Annotated in this window: 16 protein-coding genes; 4 read left to right on the forward strand and 12 right to left on the reverse strand. The window is 35.1% G+C overall.

The features are described from left to right. Positions 1–74: 74 nt before the first annotated feature. From ACFFIS_RS16555 to ehuA, 3 genes are read left to right on the forward strand one after another with little or no spacing between them, the layout of a single operon-like run. Positions 75–704, forward strand: coding sequence for an amino acid ABC transporter permease (locus ACFFIS_RS16555; protein WP_320381280.1), 630 nt, complete (start codon positions 75–77; stop codon positions 702–704). Then, positions 701–1,420: an ectoine/hydroxyectoine ABC transporter permease subunit EhuD gene (gene ehuD, locus ACFFIS_RS16560; RefSeq protein ID WP_320381278.1), complete on the forward strand. Its 720-nt coding sequence runs from the start codon at positions 701–703 to the stop codon at positions 1,418–1,420. Before ACFFIS_RS16555 ends, ehuD begins: the two co-directional genes overlap by 4 nt. Further along, entirely contained in the window at positions 1,413–2,249 is an 837-nt protein-coding gene (ehuA, locus tag ACFFIS_RS16565; RefSeq protein WP_320381276.1) for an ectoine/hydroxyectoine ABC transporter ATP-binding protein EhuA, read from the forward strand. Before ehuD ends, ehuA begins: the two co-directional genes overlap by 8 nt. A 108-nt stretch (positions 2,250–2,357) precedes the next feature. On the opposite strand, the gene murB is transcribed toward ehuA, so the two are convergent. The 9 genes from murB to fni all read right to left on the reverse strand — a co-directional run bounded on the left by murB (position 2,358) and on the right by fni (position 12,126). Then, on the reverse strand, positions 2,358–3,281 hold the full coding sequence (murB, locus tag ACFFIS_RS16570; RefSeq protein WP_390188421.1) for a UDP-N-acetylmuramate dehydrogenase: 924 nt from the start codon (positions 3,279–3,281) through the stop codon (positions 2,358–2,360). 406 nt (positions 3,282–3,687) lie between these two features. Continuing rightward, the gene (locus tag ACFFIS_RS16575; protein ID WP_320381275.1) at positions 3,688–4,380 is read right to left on the reverse strand and encodes a SurA N-terminal domain-containing protein; all 693 of its coding nucleotides are present in this window, start codon (positions 4,378–4,380) and stop codon (positions 3,688–3,690) included. A 188-nt stretch (positions 4,381–4,568) separates the two neighbouring features. After that, a complete protein-coding gene (locus tag ACFFIS_RS16580) occupies positions 4,569–5,516 on the reverse strand; it encodes a siderophore ABC transporter substrate-binding protein (RefSeq protein WP_390188422.1) in 948 nt (315 codons plus the stop codon). A 370-nt stretch (positions 5,517–5,886) separates the two neighbouring features. Beyond that, positions 5,887–6,642 (reverse strand): iron ABC transporter ATP-binding protein, encoded by a 756-nt coding sequence (locus tag ACFFIS_RS16585; protein ID WP_390188423.1) that lies wholly within the window; start codon positions 6,640–6,642, stop codon positions 5,887–5,889. Further along, positions 6,636–7,586, reverse strand: coding sequence for an iron chelate uptake ABC transporter family permease subunit (locus tag ACFFIS_RS16590; protein WP_320381274.1), 951 nt, complete (start codon positions 7,584–7,586; stop codon positions 6,636–6,638). Before ACFFIS_RS16590 ends, ACFFIS_RS16585 begins: the two co-directional genes overlap by 7 nt. Beyond that, positions 7,576–8,529, reverse strand: a complete 954-nt coding sequence (locus ACFFIS_RS16595; protein ID WP_320381273.1) for an ABC transporter permease — start codon at positions 8,527–8,529, stop codon at positions 7,576–7,578. The genes ACFFIS_RS16590 and ACFFIS_RS16595 overlap by 11 nt, the downstream gene beginning before the upstream one ends. Positions 8,530–9,079: 550 nt before the next feature. After that, positions 9,080–9,811, reverse strand: a complete 732-nt coding sequence (locus ACFFIS_RS16600; RefSeq protein WP_320381272.1) for a DsbA family oxidoreductase — start codon at positions 9,809–9,811, stop codon at positions 9,080–9,082. A gap of 252 nt (positions 9,812–10,063) precedes the next feature. Continuing rightward, positions 10,064–10,927, reverse strand: coding sequence for an MBL fold metallo-hydrolase (locus ACFFIS_RS16605; RefSeq protein WP_390188425.1), 864 nt, complete (start codon positions 10,925–10,927; stop codon positions 10,064–10,066). 137 nt (positions 10,928–11,064) lie between these two features. Continuing rightward, positions 11,065–12,126 carry a type 2 isopentenyl-diphosphate Delta-isomerase gene (gene fni / locus ACFFIS_RS16610; protein WP_320381271.1) on the reverse strand — a complete coding sequence of 354 codons (1,062 nt, stop codon included), beginning with the start codon at positions 12,124–12,126 and terminating at the stop codon, positions 11,065–11,067. 252 nt (positions 12,127–12,378) lie between these two features. Between fni and ACFFIS_RS16615 the strand changes: the two genes are divergently transcribed. Continuing rightward, entirely contained in the window at positions 12,379–12,999 is a 621-nt protein-coding gene (locus tag ACFFIS_RS16615) for a hypothetical protein (RefSeq protein WP_320381270.1), read from the forward strand. 58 nt (positions 13,000–13,057) lie between these two features. Here ACFFIS_RS16615 and ACFFIS_RS16620 read toward each other — a convergent pair whose 3' ends face one another. From ACFFIS_RS16620 to nhaC, 3 genes are all read right to left on the reverse strand, one after another. Continuing rightward, on the reverse strand, positions 13,058–13,882 hold the full coding sequence (locus ACFFIS_RS16620; protein ID WP_320381269.1) for an aldo/keto reductase: 825 nt from the start codon (positions 13,880–13,882) through the stop codon (positions 13,058–13,060). Between the two features lie 74 nt (positions 13,883–13,956). Next, the gene (locus ACFFIS_RS16625; RefSeq protein WP_390188427.1) at positions 13,957–14,874 is read right to left on the reverse strand and encodes an MBL fold metallo-hydrolase; all 918 of its coding nucleotides are present in this window, start codon (positions 14,872–14,874) and stop codon (positions 13,957–13,959) included. 162 nt (positions 14,875–15,036) lie between these two features. Further along, entirely contained in the window at positions 15,037–16,413 is a 1,377-nt protein-coding gene (gene nhaC / locus ACFFIS_RS16630; RefSeq protein WP_390188429.1) for a Na+/H+ antiporter NhaC, read from the reverse strand. Positions 16,414–16,447: the final 34 nt, after the last annotated feature.

The following is a 16,447-nucleotide window of genomic DNA, read 5'->3' on the forward strand; positions in this document are numbered from 1 at the left end:
GTTTTATTATATTTAAACGTAAAGTAGAGGAGTGAAGTATAATTAATGCCATAATAGAAGTATTTCCTGCTTTAATGAGAGGAATTACTGTAACGATTAATGTCCTAGTCTTATCTGCAATACTTGCTTATATATTTGCATTTATTGCGGGGTTTTGCCGACTATCGAACAACTTTTTTATTCGGAAGATTACTGCCTTTTATGTAGAGATATTTCGTGGAACATCACTCATTGTCCAACTCTTTTGGTTTTATTATGCCATACCAATGTTATTTAACATTAATATAGGAAGTGGATTAATGGCGGGAGTATTGGCCATCTCCCTTAACTACGGGGCTTATATGTCTGAAATTGTTCGGGGTTCCATTTTATCAGTGGCGGAAGGACAGTCAGAAGCAGCAACAGCATTGAATATGTCTCGTTTTCAAAGAATGCGACTTGTGATTCTTCCACAAGCCATTCGAATGATGTTGCCGGAATTTGGTAACTATTTAATTCAAGTTGTCAAAGCAACTTCTCTTGTATCCCTAATTGGAATGACAGATATTCTCTATCATGGAAATATATTAAGAAGTTCGAATTTATCGATGGCCCCTACTGTTTATTTATTATTACTCGTCTTTTATTTTATCCTTGCACTTCCACTGATTTTTCTATCACGAAAAATGGAGGATATTTCAAAGAAGGGGGTGGCAAGTGAATGAATTGGCGTTGGGATTTATTTTTTGAAGCAATACCAATTGTATCAAAGGGACTGTACATGTTAATTGGCTTGACTTTTTCTTGCTTTGCATTTGCATTAATATTTGGTTTTGTTTGGACGCTACTTAAGCGTATACCAATTAAGCCAATTAATTGGATTGTAACATGGACGATGGAATTTATTCGTTCCACACCACCTTTAATTCAGCTATTTTTCATCTTTTATGCGTTGCCAACCTTGCCCTATATCGGTGAGACTTTGACATTCAGTCCGTTTATATGTGGTACAATCGGACTTGGTTTACACTTTAGTACGTATATAAGCGAGGTATATCGTTCCGGGATTGAGAGTGTTGATAACGGTCAGTGGGAAGCAGCAAAAGCATTAAACTTTTCAACCGCTCAGAAGTGGACGAAAGTAATTTTGCCACAAGCATTACCACCAACTATCCCTATGCTTGGGAATTACTTCATCATTTTATTTAAGGAAGTACCATTAGCTGCTACAATTGGAGTGGTAGAAATCCTACATTTAGCAAACACTTTTGGATCACAGCATTTTAGATATTTAGAGTCATTAACAATTGTAGCGCTACTATTTCTTATTATAAGTTATCCTTCTGCAATTTTAATTCGAAAGCTAGAGGAAAAAATGAATCGTCGTTTTGACAAAAAAGAAGTTATTCAAGAAAGTAAAGGAGCGGTAATGAATGGATAGTTCCATTTCTGTAAAAGAGAATTCACAAAAAAGGAATGCGATAGAACCAATTGTGAAATATCGCGATGTTCATAAATCATTTGGAGAATTGGAAGTATTAAAAGGTATCAATTTAGATATTATGCCATCAGAAAAAGTTGCTTTAATTGGTCCAAGTGGTTCAGGAAAAACAACGATTATTCGTATGTTAATGACGCTAGAAGAGCCAACATTAGGCGATATTATAGTTGATGGTCGTAATCTATGGAAGATGGAAAAAGACAGCAAAGTATTTAGAGCAAACGAAAAACACTTACGCAGTGTTCGCGGTGATATCGGTATGGTGTTTCAACATTTTAATCTTTTTCCCCATATGACAATACTGGAAAATTGTATGTCTGCACCGATTCACGTGAAAAAGATAGACAAACAAACTGCAAAAAAGCGTTCGATTGAAATGCTAGAAAAAGTTGGTTTAGGGGATAAATTAGATAATTATCCTAGCCAACTTTCCGGTGGACAAAAGCAACGAGTTGCGATGGCAAGAGCATTGGTAATGCGGCCAAAAATTATGTTATTTGACGAAGTTACCTCTGCTTTAGATCCCGAACTTGTTGGTGAGGTTTTAGAGGTCATACGTGATATTGCGAATAAAGGCGATATGGCAATGGTACTTGTCACACATGAAATGGATTTTGCTCAAGAAATTGCCGATCGGATTGTATTTTTAGATAACGGAATCATTGCCGAACAAGGTACGCCAACAGAAGTATTAGAGAGTTCTAATAACGAACGTCTGCAAAGCTTTTTACACAGATTCCGTAATGGCAACTCCTTCTCTTCTTCATAACATTACAGTTAAGATTATAGTTCCAAGTAAAGCGCTCTTTACTCAGAAGAAAAAGCATTGCCCATCTTTTTGGAAGCAATGCTTTTCTATCTTTAATCCTCATGAGCTTTATTGTTGATCGTCTCCAATAATGCGGACTTCTCTTTCTAAACGGACACCAAAGTTCTTCATCACTGTATCTTGCACATGATGAATTAAATCAATATATTCATTTGCTGTAGCATCTGCAATATTCACAATAAAACCGGCATGTTTCAGCGAGACTTGCGCCCCACCAATTTGCTTGCCCTGTAGCCCACTATCTTGAATGAGCTTACCCGCAAAATACCCAGGTGGGCGTTTAAACACACTTCCACATGATGGGTACTCCAAAGGTTGTTTCGATTCACGCTTAAATGTGAGGTCATCCATTACTGCTTTTATTTCTTCATAATTTCCGATTTGGAGTAAAAAGGTTGCTTCAAGAACAATATAACCGTTTGACGGAATATTACTTGTACGGTAGGACAAATCTAAATCCTCTGCTTGCAGTTCAAGCAATTCCCCTTCTCTCGTTACAACAATCGCACTTTGTAAAACGTCTTTAACCTCACCACCATATGCACCTGCATTCATATATAATGCACCACCAACAGAACCAGGAATACCACATGCGAACTCTAATCCTGTAAGCTTTGCAGCCAACGCCTCACGTGAGGCATCAATAATACGTGCACCACTTTGAGCAACAAGTGTTGTACCAGTAGTTTCAATTTTGTTTAATTTATACGGGTTCATTACAATACCACGGATACCGCCATCTTTTACAATCAAATTCGAACCGTTCCCCAATAATGTAAAAGGTATATGTTCTTTATTGGCAAGCTTCATGATTTCTTGTACTTCCGCATACGTCTCCGGAGTCACAAAAAAGTCAGCAGGACCACCCAAATGTGTATACGTGTGCTTTTTTAATGGTTCATTTAACAATACATTCTCTTCTGACGTAATTGCTAATAACGCTTGATATATATGTTCATGGCTATTTACCATTGACAATCAATCCTTTAACTATAAACTATCCATCCTTTATATTGTACTGAAAATCTGCTTAGCTTTCCACACAAATAGATAAATTTTACATCAGTTGTGAAGTAAATGTAATGTTAACAATAAAATATATGATTGGGCTATTATACTATTCATTTAAACTGAAATCGTGCAGGTTATAGAAAAAAACGGAAAAGGTTACATCATCATGCTTACTCTGACGGTTTTTCAACTTGGAGATATTTGGATTTTTTTAGTTTCCAAGATTGAAATTTAAACCAACCTCACGTACTTTTATCACTCTTTCATTTTCCCCGAATTCATATGATAGAAAGTAGGGTCTTACTGGCCAGTTTGCCTGTATTAAAAAAGAGCCGCTTCTCAACCATTCAGCAGCCCTTTTACAATATTATATTAGCTTCTTCACTTCGGCCTTCTCTTCTAATGCATCTATTATTGTTTTTAATTCTTCTTCTTTCTTTTGCTGTTCTAACTGTTCTTTAATAATATCTGCTACATCCTTATATTCCGGTATGTCATCATTATTTTCCTTTAATTTATCATACATGTCTTTTATCTCTTTGTCAGAAACCTTTGGAGTTTTTACTTCTTTGTCTAAATATTTTTCCAAAGCTAAGCTATACTTTACTTGCTCTTTAAAATCATCTTCTGTCATAGAGAATTCCTTCAAATAAGCTTTTAGTTGATCGCCATTTTCCTTTTTAATTGCTTCATATTCTGCATCTACATCTTTATTTGACACCGAAAATCCCTTATTCTCAATTTCCTGACGGAGCAATTCTTGGGCAATTAGCTCATCCAATGTCTTGTCCTTCACTTGTTCCAAATCATCAATATCTTGTCCAATTTGATAAAGACGCATTTTTGTTTGAATATATGCGGTGTTATATTTATTACCATTTACTTTTTCATCGTTCACTTCTAAAACAACTTTATCATTTGCAACCTTTTCCGCATCTGTCACTTCTAACTTTTCCATGTCAGCTTGCTTCGTATCTTTTTCTTTATCTTTATCACTATTACAAGCAGTTAAAACGACTGCAAACAGGACTGCTATTAAAAGTAAATATGTTTTTTTCATCAATAAAATCCTCATTTCATTATAGTGTATGCGTCCATTCAAACATAGTAAACAACATAAAAGCAACCATTTTAACTTACACTTTTTATATAGCAGTTACCATTTTAAGTAGTGCATGTATCAAATTACAGATACATAAAGAAAAAACTCCCTTGAATGCGATCACTCGCTCCAAGGGATATATATAATTATTTTATGCTGCCGTCTATTTCATCGACCATTTCTTTTATTGACTGTAATCCACCGCCAGAAAGATACCAATACTCAGGATTTAAATAAGTAATATTATCATTTTGATACGCTTTTGTCTTTTTCACAAGCTTATTTTCAACAACTTGTTTTGCAGAAGATTTTTCACCAATCGCTGCACCACGATCAATCACATAAAGTAAATCAGGGTCGTGTTCAACAACATATTCGAATGAAACATTCATACCGTGTGTAGAAGCTTCAATTTTATTATCAACCGGTTTTACACCAAATACGTCATGAATCAAACCAAATCTGGAATTTGAGCCGTAAGCACTAATTTTATCGTCATTTGCTAAAACAATGAGTGCTTCTTGGTCACTATTTGCTGCTTTCTCATGTAGAGCTGCAATTGCATCATCAATAGATTTTACTTCTTTATCCATCTCGTCTTCTTTAGAGAAGATCTTTGCAACGACATCCATATTCTCGTGGAATGAATCCATGTAGCGTGTTGCGTCAACACCTAAATAAATAGTCGGTCCAAGTTTACTTAATTCATCATATACATCAGATTGACGTCCAGAAATTATAATCAAGTCAGGGTCAATTTCGGCAATCTTCTCAAAATCTGGTTCCTTCAAACTTCCGACATTTTCGTAGTCATCGCTTTTGTACTTTTCCAAGTAATTTGGAACCGTAGCTTGGGGAACACCTACAACATCAACCCCTATTTTATCTAAAGTGTCCAGTATACCATAATCAAATACGACTACTTTTTTAGGATTAACAGATACGTCTGTCTTACCTAGTTCATGCTCAATTGTTATCGTTTGATTCTCACTGTTAGACGCTGCATCTTTTTCATTTTTATTGTCATCTGTACCACATGCCGTAATAACAAATGTTAGGACAATAAGAGAAATAAACATTAAAAATCTTTTCATTTTGAAACCCCTTTACTTTATTAAAGTTTATTTTTCAGCACTAATGCTGCAGACGGGTTGGTTTTATTTTTTATACTTTTAAAAGGTCATGATATTAAAATGAACTCATTTTACACTTCCATTTGGGCATGCAAAGAATATAGCATTGTATTCAGGACAACTGCGTGTTCCAATCCCCCCTTTTTTTATCTTCAATATATATAAACCGAAACATTTACGAATTGAGTCATATACGTTACAATAATAATATAGATGTTTTTTTATTCCCTTTGCAACGATTGCTGAAGTCGTGCAAGGGGCTTTTTTATTTTTAGAGCTTGTTCCAAAAAGCCCACTTATTTTTCCCCATCTTTATTTGCAGCATTAGTGATCAAAAATAGACACATATCCGTTTATCATCTACGTTTTTTATATCTATATCCATGTCATAGATTTCTTTTAAGACGCACTTATCAATCACATCACAAGCACGACCTTGTTTGATAATCTTTCCATCCTTTAATGCAACAATATTGTCTGAATAACAAGAGGCAAAATTAATATCGTGAATGACAATCATGATTGTTTTTCCTAATTCATCAACGAGTTTGCGAAGGATTTTCATAATCTGTACGGAATGACGCATATCTAAGTTATTTAATGGTTCATCTAACAATATATATTCTGTATCCTGCGCAATGACCATCGCAATATGTGCGCGTTGTCGTTGCCCGCCACTTAATTCATCAAGATGTTTATCTTGAATATCACGTAACTCCATGTAATCAATTGCTTCGTCAACCTTTTTCCAATCTTCTTTATTTAATCGCCCTTGAGAATAAGGAAATCTTCCAAAGGACACGAGCTCACGAATCGTTAATTTTAGATTGATTGCATTAGACTGTTTCAAGATCGATATTTTTTTAGCTAATTCATTATTCTTTGCTTTTAAAATATCTTGACCATCGATTGTAATTTCTCCATTGTCTTTTGCTATTAAGCGACTTACCATAGAGATTAATGTACTTTTCCCCGCACCGTTTGGACCAATAAATGACGTGATTGTACCTTTTTCAATTTGTAATGATACGTTATCAATCACTGTTTTATTGTTATACGATTTAAATAAGTTTTTAATATCTACCATGATTTATTCTCCTTTAACAAAAGATATATGAAATAAATTCCACCAATAAAGTTAATAATGACACTTACCGTTGTTTCAAATGAAAAGAGTTTTTCTACTAAAAATTGTCCCCCAAGTAAGGCGATAATACTTATCAAAACTGAACCAATAATGAGGTAAAAATGGCGATATGTCTTTAAAAATTCATATGTTACATTTACTACAAGTAGTCCGAGAAAGGTAATCGGACCAACTAATGCTGTTGCAACCGAGATAAGTATCGAAACAATAATGAGCAGATGCTTCACTGCTTTGTCATACGGCACACCTAAATTGATTGCGTGATCTTTCCCTAATGAAAGGACATCCAAATATTTATAAAAACGTAAAAAGTATAGAAACACAAGCACAATTAATACGAGTGATAAATATACTAAATCTGAATTCACATTATTAATACTTGCAAACATTTTATCTTGCGCTATCATAAATTCATTTGGATCAATTAAAACTTGCATAAATGATGTGAAACTACCAAAAAACGTACCTAAGATCATACCAATTAGAAGTAGAAAATAAATATTATTTTGCTCGCCTTTAAATAATAATTGGTAAAGAATTAATGCGAATAATACCATGCCACAAATAGAAATTAAGTAGTTTAAATTACTGTTCATCATCACTAGTGATCTCGATCCAAATAAAAAGACAATTACTGTTTGAATTAACATATATAGAGAGTCAAGTCCCATCACACTTGGTGTTAAAATACGATTATTTGTAATCGTCATAAATATTGTCGTTGCAAATGCAATGGCACCGCCTGTTAAAATGATGGCGGTAACTTTTATAACCCTTCTTGGTAAAATATACGCGATATTACCGTGTAAATCGTAAAAGATAAATAAAATAGCTAATAGTACCGCAATAATGGCCAGGATGACTGTTTTCTTTTTATAACCCATAGCGCTTTCTCCTTAAGAGTAGATAAATAAATATTCCACTACCGATTACGCCAACGGTTAGACTGATAGGTATTTCATATGGATAAATAATCACCCTGCCGATAATATCACATAACAACACGAAAAGTGCCCCTATTAATGCTGTATGTATGAGGCTATTTTTCAAATGATCCCCTTGGTATATCGTCACAATATTAGGTATGATTAATCCCAAAAAGGGAATGACCCCAACAGTTAACACGACAGAAGCTGTTACAAGTGCAACGATAACTAAACCGATATTAACAACTTGTCGATAATTTAATCCAAGATTCTTCGCAAAGTCCTCTCCCATACCAGCTATTGTAAATTTATTTGCATAAAGGAATGCAATAATTAAAATAGGGATACTAATATAAATTAACTCGTAGTTTCCACTCATAATCATGGAGAAATCGCCTTGCATCCAAGATGTCATATTTTGAATCAGATCATTTTTATATGCAATAAATGTTGATATTGATGTGATAATATTTCCAAACATAAGCCCAATCAATGGAATAAATACAGCATCTTTAAATTTAACCTTTTCCAAAATCTTCATAAAGGCAAATGTACCAAGAAGTGCAAAAGCAAAGGAAACTAGCATTTTTTGGATTGGACTTGCCGTAGTAAATACCATTAAACTAATGAGAATCCCTAGTCTCGCTGCATCTAATGTACCCGCAGTTGTTGGCGACACAAATCTATTTCTACTAAGTTGTTGCATAATCAATCCGCAAATACTCATACTCATACCCGCAATTAAAATACTTACGAGTCTTGGAAACCGACTTACCCAAACAATTTCCCTTTGGTCTTCTGTTAAGTTAAATATATCTACAATTGATACATCTACTACCCCAATAAATAAAGATGTAATAGATAAAATAATTAGTGCGATTACTAAATATCTTACTTTCATTCTTGTAAGTCCTTCTCCTTATATTAGAAACCCCTTACACAGGCATTTCTCCCCTTTTGTCAATAATGATTCTCAAGTACAAGTAAATCTAAATAAGAATGATATTCATTATCAATTAGAACTTCCTAAGTAGAGTATAGCATACTTGGTATAGACGTCAATTATAAATGTACAAGAAATTTCAACATTACCACGATAAATATGTTGAAACATGGTAAACTGTCGTAAGCGCTAGCAATTAAGATTATAAGTAACTTACATTTTTTTAAAAATTTTCAAACATAAAAATATAACTTCAATTAATGGGGGAATACACACACATCCCCTACTGGATTTGGAAGAACAAGGGACAATAATCGCAACGTCTTGTTACAATGCCTTTGTGACCCACATCTTTTTGAGCTGAATGAATCGTACTTTTATAGCTATTTCCTAACATATTTTCCTTCATTCCCTAGCAATATGAATGTAAGACTTTTAACACCCTGCTCATCTACGTTATCAAGATGTACACAAAAAAACCTCACTAATACTTCACTTAGTGAGGGACTTACCAATCTTTCTTCTGTACTTCACAACCTTCATCTGTACAAAAAGAAGTTTCATCATTATTTAAAGATGTTAGTTGGATTGTATTTTGTTCTTCCTTTTCCAATTCCCATACTTGATTTAACACTTGTTCAAACACTTCAGGTGGCTGTGCTCCAGATACAGCATACTTTTCATTAAAAATATAAAATGGCACCCCTTGAATACCAATTTCATATGCTTGTTCTTCTTCTTCACGTACGCGCTTCCCGAATTTATTAGCGTGTAATATTTCTTCTACTTTATCCCGTTGTAGCCCAATATCAGAAGCTAATTGTAATAATGTATCTTGATTACTAATTAATTTGGCATCCGTAAAATATGCGTGAAACAATCTTTCTACCAATTCATTTCCTTTGCCAACCTTTTCTGCGTATTTTACTAAACGGTGCGCGTGAAACGTATTTGTCGGCTGCATTTTTTCAAATTGATAATCCAATCCTAGTTCTCGGGCCTGGTCCGCTATTTGTGCAGATGTCCTTGCTGCATCTTCTACACTAGATTGGAATTTATCCGCTAATAGCTCAAAGTAGCTTCTAGTCGGATCATGTTTTGCTTGTGGATTCAATTCATAGCTCTTATACTGAACTACCACATGATCACGATATGGGAATGCATGTAATGCCTCTTCTAATCTACGTTTTCCTATATAACAAAAGGGACAGACAAAATCTGACCATACTTCAATTTTCACTTTGTATCCCCTCTCATATACTATGATTAGGCGTTATTTTTCTACCTAATATTTTAATCAATTATAAAGTGAAACCTCATTCAGTGGGGGCTTTCGAACTTCACCTATCGTTTATTTCCTCCATATTTTAACATAATTTTATATAACCTTTTACTATCTTGCTTAAAATGATTTTAAAAGTAGGGACTGGGACAAAATCAAACTTTAATGAGGGGGTCAGACCCCTTATGTCCCAGCCTCAGATACCATTTGTTAATGTGTGAAATGGTCTCCATCTACAAACTTCCCATAGTCTGGCACCGCCATTTCCTCAAAATCTTGAACCAGTTTTGATAATCCTTCGGTTAATTGTGTACCATCAAGTGCTGGGCCATGTCCTGTAATTGCAGTTTTGGGTTTCAACTTTTCTAATGCTATTACAGAAGCCTTTGCAGCTTGCCAATCCGTTGTTAAATATCTTGGTGGGCCATGTACTTCTGGATCTTGTAGCAGTACTTTATAGAATGAATCTTGTTTGACCGTCACAAAGGCATCGGCGGCTATGAGAAGAGAATCACGTTTTCTGAAAAAGGATACTTGCCCTGGAGAATGTCCTGGAGTATGAATCCACTCCCATTCAGAGAGCCCGGGAATCGTATGATCTTGAGGTAGCACTTTTAAAAATGGTGCAACGTTAATCGGTTCGTGTGGGTAAATTGGTGAGATTTTTGCTAGTAAGCCACCCTCTACTGATCCATCAGGTTCAGGATAGCTTTGCTCACCAGTTAAATACGGAAACTCCAACTCGTGCGCATAAATTGGAACTTCCCATTGCTTGACGAGATCTACAAGGCCTCCTACATGATCAAAATGACCGTGGGTTAGCAATATTGCCACTGGTTTGCTTCCTTTTCCAAATCTTTCATTGGCAACTGAAATTATTTTCTCTGCTGATCCTGGCATACCTGCATCAACTAAATACCAAGTCTTATCTTGGGGCTTTCCAATAAAAATGACATTAACGATTTGATTTGTATAATAGTATACGTCTTCGGTTATTTCCTGACCGATACCACTTAAAACAGATGTCATCGGTATCCACTTATTATCTTTACTCTCATGCAATTCTCTCTCCATTTCTTCAACCTCCTCAATAGTTAGTATGTGAGGGATTTATCTTTTTACACTGTCCATTACCATAACAAAGCAAAGTTTTAAAAAACACCTCATAACATCATGGAAATGTTATAAGGTGTTCATCTACATCTGTACGTTTATTTATTCAGTTCATCCATTAATGATTTTCCCATAATCGATACACGTTTTGTATTCTTTAATTGTTCTATTGTTTTAGCACCAATTCCAAACATCGTGACTTTTAATTCAAATTCAATTTGTTCCATTGTTTTTAGGACAGCATCTACTGATTCAGTAGCAGATTGTAGCAGTTGGCGCGCGTAACCAATTACATCCGCACCAATTGTAATTGCTTTTGCAGCATCCATACCCGTCTTCATTCCGCCACTAGCAACAATTGGCGTATTTGGAAGCTGACTTTTCACTGAAACAATACAATCTTTTGTCGGGATACCCCAATTATTAAATGCTTCAGCAGCAGCCTTTCTAAGTGTATCTTGAGAACGGAGCTTTTCAACTTGACTCCACGACGTCCCACCTGCGCCGGCAACATCAATATAAGCAATTCCGGCATCATAAAGTCGTTTAGCAACTTCCCCATCTATTCCAAAACCAACTTCCTTGGCACCAACCGGAACTGAAACATGCTTACAGAGCTTTTCAATCTTCGGAAGCAACTGTTCAAAGTTTACATCACCTTCGTCTTGAAAGATTTCTTGTAAACTGTTCAAATGTAAAACGAGGGAGTCTGCTTCTGTCATGTCGACAATTCGTTGCGCTTCTTCAGGGCCATATCCATAGTTAAGTTGTACAGCTCCGAGATTTGCAATTAACGGAACAGAAGGTGCATGTTTTCGTATTAAAAAGGAATCTTGATGTAGGTCACTCTCAAGTAAAGCCCTTGTCGAGCCGAGACCTATTGCCCATCCCCTTTGTTCTGCAGCTTTTGCTAAGTTCTGATTAATATCTGCAGCCAACTTTGAGCCACCTGTCATCGAACTTACTAAAAAAGGCGCTTTGATTTTCTTATTTAAGAATGTTGTTTGAATATCTATATTTTGAAAATTAATTTCTGGTAATGCATTATGTATAAAAGATATTCCTTCTAAACCAGTAGATTTATTAACTCCTTCAACATTGTCTGTTAAACAAAGTCGAATATGTTCCGTTTTTCGACGATTAATTCCTTCTTCTGCCACTTTTTTCACTTCCTAAATGAATTGTATTTTCATTTGCCGCTTAAAGGTATACAAATGTAATGTTACAAAGTACACATGGCAATTACCATTATCATATCAAATATTTACATATATGTAATAGGGAACGGTCATACATTATATTTATATAGTACTTTTAGACTAACTATTTACACCGATTAATGCTTTCGGATTATTTACATAAAAATTTATATTATATACAATCTATGAGAATAGAAAAGGAGGGATTTATTTATGGAAAATCAAGCCAAGACAGAAGAACATGTTACAAGTCAAAAGAATAAAGAGCTACATGGCTATATGCAATTTGTAATGGATGTCATTAAAAAGCCACATTCCATATTATCTACTGATTACAAAGGTTACCATTCCTATGGACTCATTACAATTATTGCTTTTTTATCATTAATTGTGATAAGAAGTTTTTCATACCAATTAAAGTTACACCTACAAAATGATTATATTGATACAAAGTTTATAAGTAGCTTTCAAGACTTTTTTGCCTTTTTCACAACCCCGTTAACGCTAGCCGCCGTTCTTGCACTTATTATTGTTTCATTTAAATGGTATGCAGGAGAAAAAGAAGGCAAGAAATTAACAACAAATTACTTTCTCGAAAAATTAGGCGCTTTGCTTGTACCTTCCGCAATTCTTTACGCAACTTCGATACCATTAGCACTATTAGACATTAGTGTTGGAAGTTGGTTAAGCTCCGTTGCCTATACATTTTTATATGTTGCCATTTTCCTAGTATCTTATCTTTTTGTAGCACGAGACAATCTCAAAGTAGCAGCAGTATTTTTGTTTGCGTTTTACATGATAGACAATGTTATCGGCTTAATTATTACGTTATAAGGTATGGGAAACGTGGAAATACAGTGAAACAGACGCAAATGTATATGCGTCTGTTTTTTTATCTTACATTCATTTCACTTGGTTCTGGTCCTTTGCGTTCATTACGATTTAATGTCTCGAATATCTTCATATCATCGTTACTCAATTCAAAATCAAAGACATGGAAGTTTTCCTCAATGCGTGATGGTGTTACTGACTTTGGAATAACAATATGACGAGATTGAAGATGCCAACGAATAATCACTTGTGCTGGAGTCTTCTTATATTTTTCAGCAAAGTTTTGGACAATTTCATTTTGTAGCACTTCGCCACCTTGCATAAGCGGGCTCCACGCTTCTAAATAAATGTTATGTTTATTACAAAATTCCTTTAATTCCTTTTGCTGTAAATAAGGATGACATTCAACTTGGTTGACAGCAGGCACAACATTACATTCGTTTATTAATCTCTCAAGATGTTCCACATTAAAATTACAAACCCCAATCGCTTTTGCTCGACCATCTTGATAAATCTTCTCTAATGCTTTATATGTATCAACATACTGATCGAATTCAGGAGTTGGCCAATGAATTAAATATAAATCAACATAATCAAGTCCAAGACGTTCTAAGCTTGCATCAAATGCTTGCAATGTTTTCTCATAACCTTGGTCACTGTTCCAAACTTTTGTTGTAATAAATAAATCTTCCCGTGGTACGTGGCTTTCCGCAATCGCCTTGCCAACACCCGCTTCATTTTCATAAACTTTAGCTGTATCGATTGAACGATAACCAACTTCAATAGCCTTTTTGACTGCAGAAGTTACTTCAGCATCGGGAACTTGCCAAACACCAAAACCTAATTGCGGCATTTTTAATCCATTATTTAATGTAATATAATCCATGTGATCACACCTTTCTACCCCATAGTTTACCACAAAATGAAAAATCAAAACAAAGACTAGACTTCTACATCTCTTTATAACGAAAATATTTCACCGAGTTTTAATACCTTTAAATTGTCTTCACAAAGCTCTAATCGTCCCCACTCCGCCTGCATTCGATCTAAAGCTTCTTTTGGTGTATCATCAGCTAGCATATATGCACCATAATGCATCGGAATCATATTTTTCGCATTTGTATCCATAAAGGCCTGAATAGACTCCTCTGGTGTGACGTGCTGATAATGCATAAACCATTCCGGTTCATAAGCACCGATTGGCATAAGGGCATAGTCAATGGTAAAACGTTGGCCAATTTCTGAAAAGCCTCTAAAATAACCACTATCACCCGCGAAGTATATCGTTTTATCTTGTTCCAATACCCATCCACCCCAATGAGATGTATTCGTGTCAAATAGTGTACGCTTTGTCCAATGTTGTGCGGGTACAAATGTAAAATGTACACCATTTACTGTAGACTTACCCCACCATTCAAATTCTGCTACATGATTAATACCTTTTTTTAAAAACCAACGTCCTAGACCTGCTGGAACTAAAAATAACGGATTACCTGGTAATTTTCTTATTGTTGAATAGCTTAAATGATCATAATGACCATGCGAAATCAATACAATATCTATTTCAGGTAATGCTTCAATTGCGATACCAGGTGGTGATAAACGCTTATATGTTGATAACCATTTCGTCCATACAGGGTCAGTCAGGATATTTAAACCATTCATTTGAATGAGAAATGTACAGTGTCCAATCCATGTAATAGTCGGTACATCACGATTTGTCCGTAGCCATTCCGTATCTGGATTCTTAACTATAGGAACCTGAAAAGATAAATCTTTGTCCTTTTTCATTCTTTCTTTGAACCACAGCATTAAATCTTTTGGGCGGTTTTTCATTTCAATATGATCCATATTATAAAATCGGCGTCGTTGCAACATTTTCCCCACTTCTTTCCATATGGTATATATGACAGTATAACCCAATCAATCACCATACCATAAGTAAGACAGCAGTAAATTTTATCTCTTTCCATCATACGATGCTAAGTGGGTCTTTCATACTGCTTTTCCCATTCTACAATATCCTTTTTCTTAACAATACTAGTATTGCTTTTTATGAATGGTCCATCCTGTAAAACCAAAAACAATATTAATGAATGGAACAAGCATTACAAAGAATGCAAACGGAATAAATTCCATCGGACTAATTCCCAAAACACTAGCTGCAAATACAGCTGTCACTCCCCATGGAACAAGATTAATACCAACTGTTCCAGCTGCCTCTACGCAACGCGATAGATTTTTTGTGTCAATGCCCATATCCTTGTATTTATTCACGAATGTTCTGGCAGGTAAAATAATCGTTAAAAACTGTTCACCACTAGCAAATCCCACAAGAAACGTGGATAAAATGGTAGAACCAATTAAAGCACCTGTTGTCTTCACTTTTTCCATTATTTTATGTGTTAAAACTTCAAATGAACCAGTTCTTTCCAGTATCCCACCTAATGCCGTCGCTAAAATCAAAAAGGAAATTGTGCTTAACATAGACATGAGACCACCTCGACTCAGCAAAGCATCCACCCGTGCAATGCCAGTTTCCCCAACATATCCATTCATCATAAATGCAATTGTTTCTCCAATAGAATATCCTTGAACCGTAACAGCTAGAAATGCACCAAGTAGACTAACTCCCATTAAAGCAGGTATTGCAGGGATACGTAATACCATTAACACTATCGTTATAATTGGTACAAATAATAAAATGGGATGGATAATAAATGTGCTTTTTAAACCAACCGAAATTTCTTTAATAGCGTAAACATCAGCATGTTCTATCGTTTCGCCTGTATTAGAAAAAAGCCAGTACAAAATAAGTGACATAAGAAATGCTGGAATCGTATCCCATAACATATGCATAATATGGCTAAATAAATCTGTTTCTGCTACTGCGGCGGCAATATTAGTTGTATCAGAGATTGGTGATAATTTATCTCCAAAGAATGCACCAGATATAATAGCACCACCAACTAAGCCTGGTGGAAATCCTAACCCCTGGCCGATTGCCATAAATGCTAATCCGACAGTAGCAATCGATGTGAATGAACTCCCTAAGGTAATCGACACAATGCCGGTCACTAGTGCAACAATTGGAACGAAAATTTCCGGTTTAATAATTGCTAATCCGTAATATATAATTGTCGGAATAACACCACTTGCAATCCATGACCCTACAATTGTTCCAATAATAAACAAAATAAAGACTGCGGGTAATGCAATGGTTACACCCTTTATCATCATCTCTTGTATTTCTTCCCACTTAAAACCAGCAATTAGAGCAACAATACTAGCAGCCATCATTCCAATTATTAATGGAAAGTGCATTTCTATTTTCCATACAAAGACAGCAAGCACCGCCGTCATAATTAAAGCAATTAACGGAATAATTGATAGACCGAATGTCATTTTTTGTTTCACTTTTCATTTCCCCTTGCATATTTTTTTATATAAA

Origin of the sequence: Paracerasibacillus soli, from assembly GCF_042432965.1 — a bacterium.
GTDB classification, from domain to species: domain Bacteria; phylum Bacillota; class Bacilli; order Bacillales; family Amphibacillaceae; genus Paracerasibacillus; species Paracerasibacillus soli.

Excerpts from the sequence above, each read along its gene's own strand:
- ACFFIS_RS16555 (WP_320381280.1), top strand. The coding sequence starts at position 75 with ATGAGAGGAATTACTGTAACGATTAATGTCCTAGTCTTATCTGCAATA.
- ehuD (WP_320381278.1), top strand. The coding sequence starts at position 701 with ATGAATTGGCGTTGGGATTTATTTTTTGAAGCAATACCAATTGTATCA.
- ehuA (WP_320381276.1), top strand. The coding sequence starts at position 1,413 with ATGGATAGTTCCATTTCTGTAAAAGAGAATTCACAAAAAAGGAATGCG.
- murB (WP_390188421.1), bottom strand. The coding sequence starts at position 3,281 with ATGGTAAATAGCCATGAACATATATATCAAGCGTTATTAGCAATTACG.
- ACFFIS_RS16575 (WP_320381275.1), bottom strand. The coding sequence starts at position 4,380 with ATGAAAAAAACATATTTACTTTTAATAGCAGTCCTGTTTGCAGTCGTT.
- ACFFIS_RS16580 (WP_390188422.1), bottom strand. The coding sequence starts at position 5,516 with ATGAAAAGATTTTTAATGTTTATTTCTCTTATTGTCCTAACATTTGTT.
- ACFFIS_RS16585 (WP_390188423.1), bottom strand. The coding sequence starts at position 6,642 with ATGGTAGATATTAAAAACTTATTTAAATCGTATAACAATAAAACAGTG.
- ACFFIS_RS16590 (WP_320381274.1), bottom strand. The coding sequence starts at position 7,586 with ATGGGTTATAAAAAGAAAACAGTCATCCTGGCCATTATTGCGGTACTA.
- ACFFIS_RS16595 (WP_320381273.1), bottom strand. The coding sequence starts at position 8,529 with ATGAAAGTAAGATATTTAGTAATCGCACTAATTATTTTATCTATTACA.
- ACFFIS_RS16605 (WP_390188425.1), bottom strand. The coding sequence starts at position 10,927 with ATGGAGAGAGAATTGCATGAGAGTAAAGATAATAAGTGGATACCGATG.
- ACFFIS_RS16615 (WP_320381270.1), top strand. The coding sequence starts at position 12,379 with ATGGAAAATCAAGCCAAGACAGAAGAACATGTTACAAGTCAAAAGAAT.
- ACFFIS_RS16620 (WP_320381269.1), bottom strand. The coding sequence starts at position 13,882 with ATGGATTATATTACATTAAATAATGGATTAAAAATGCCGCAATTAGGT.
- ACFFIS_RS16625 (WP_390188427.1), bottom strand. The coding sequence starts at position 14,874 with ATGTTGCAACGACGCCGATTTTATAATATGGATCATATTGAAATGAAA.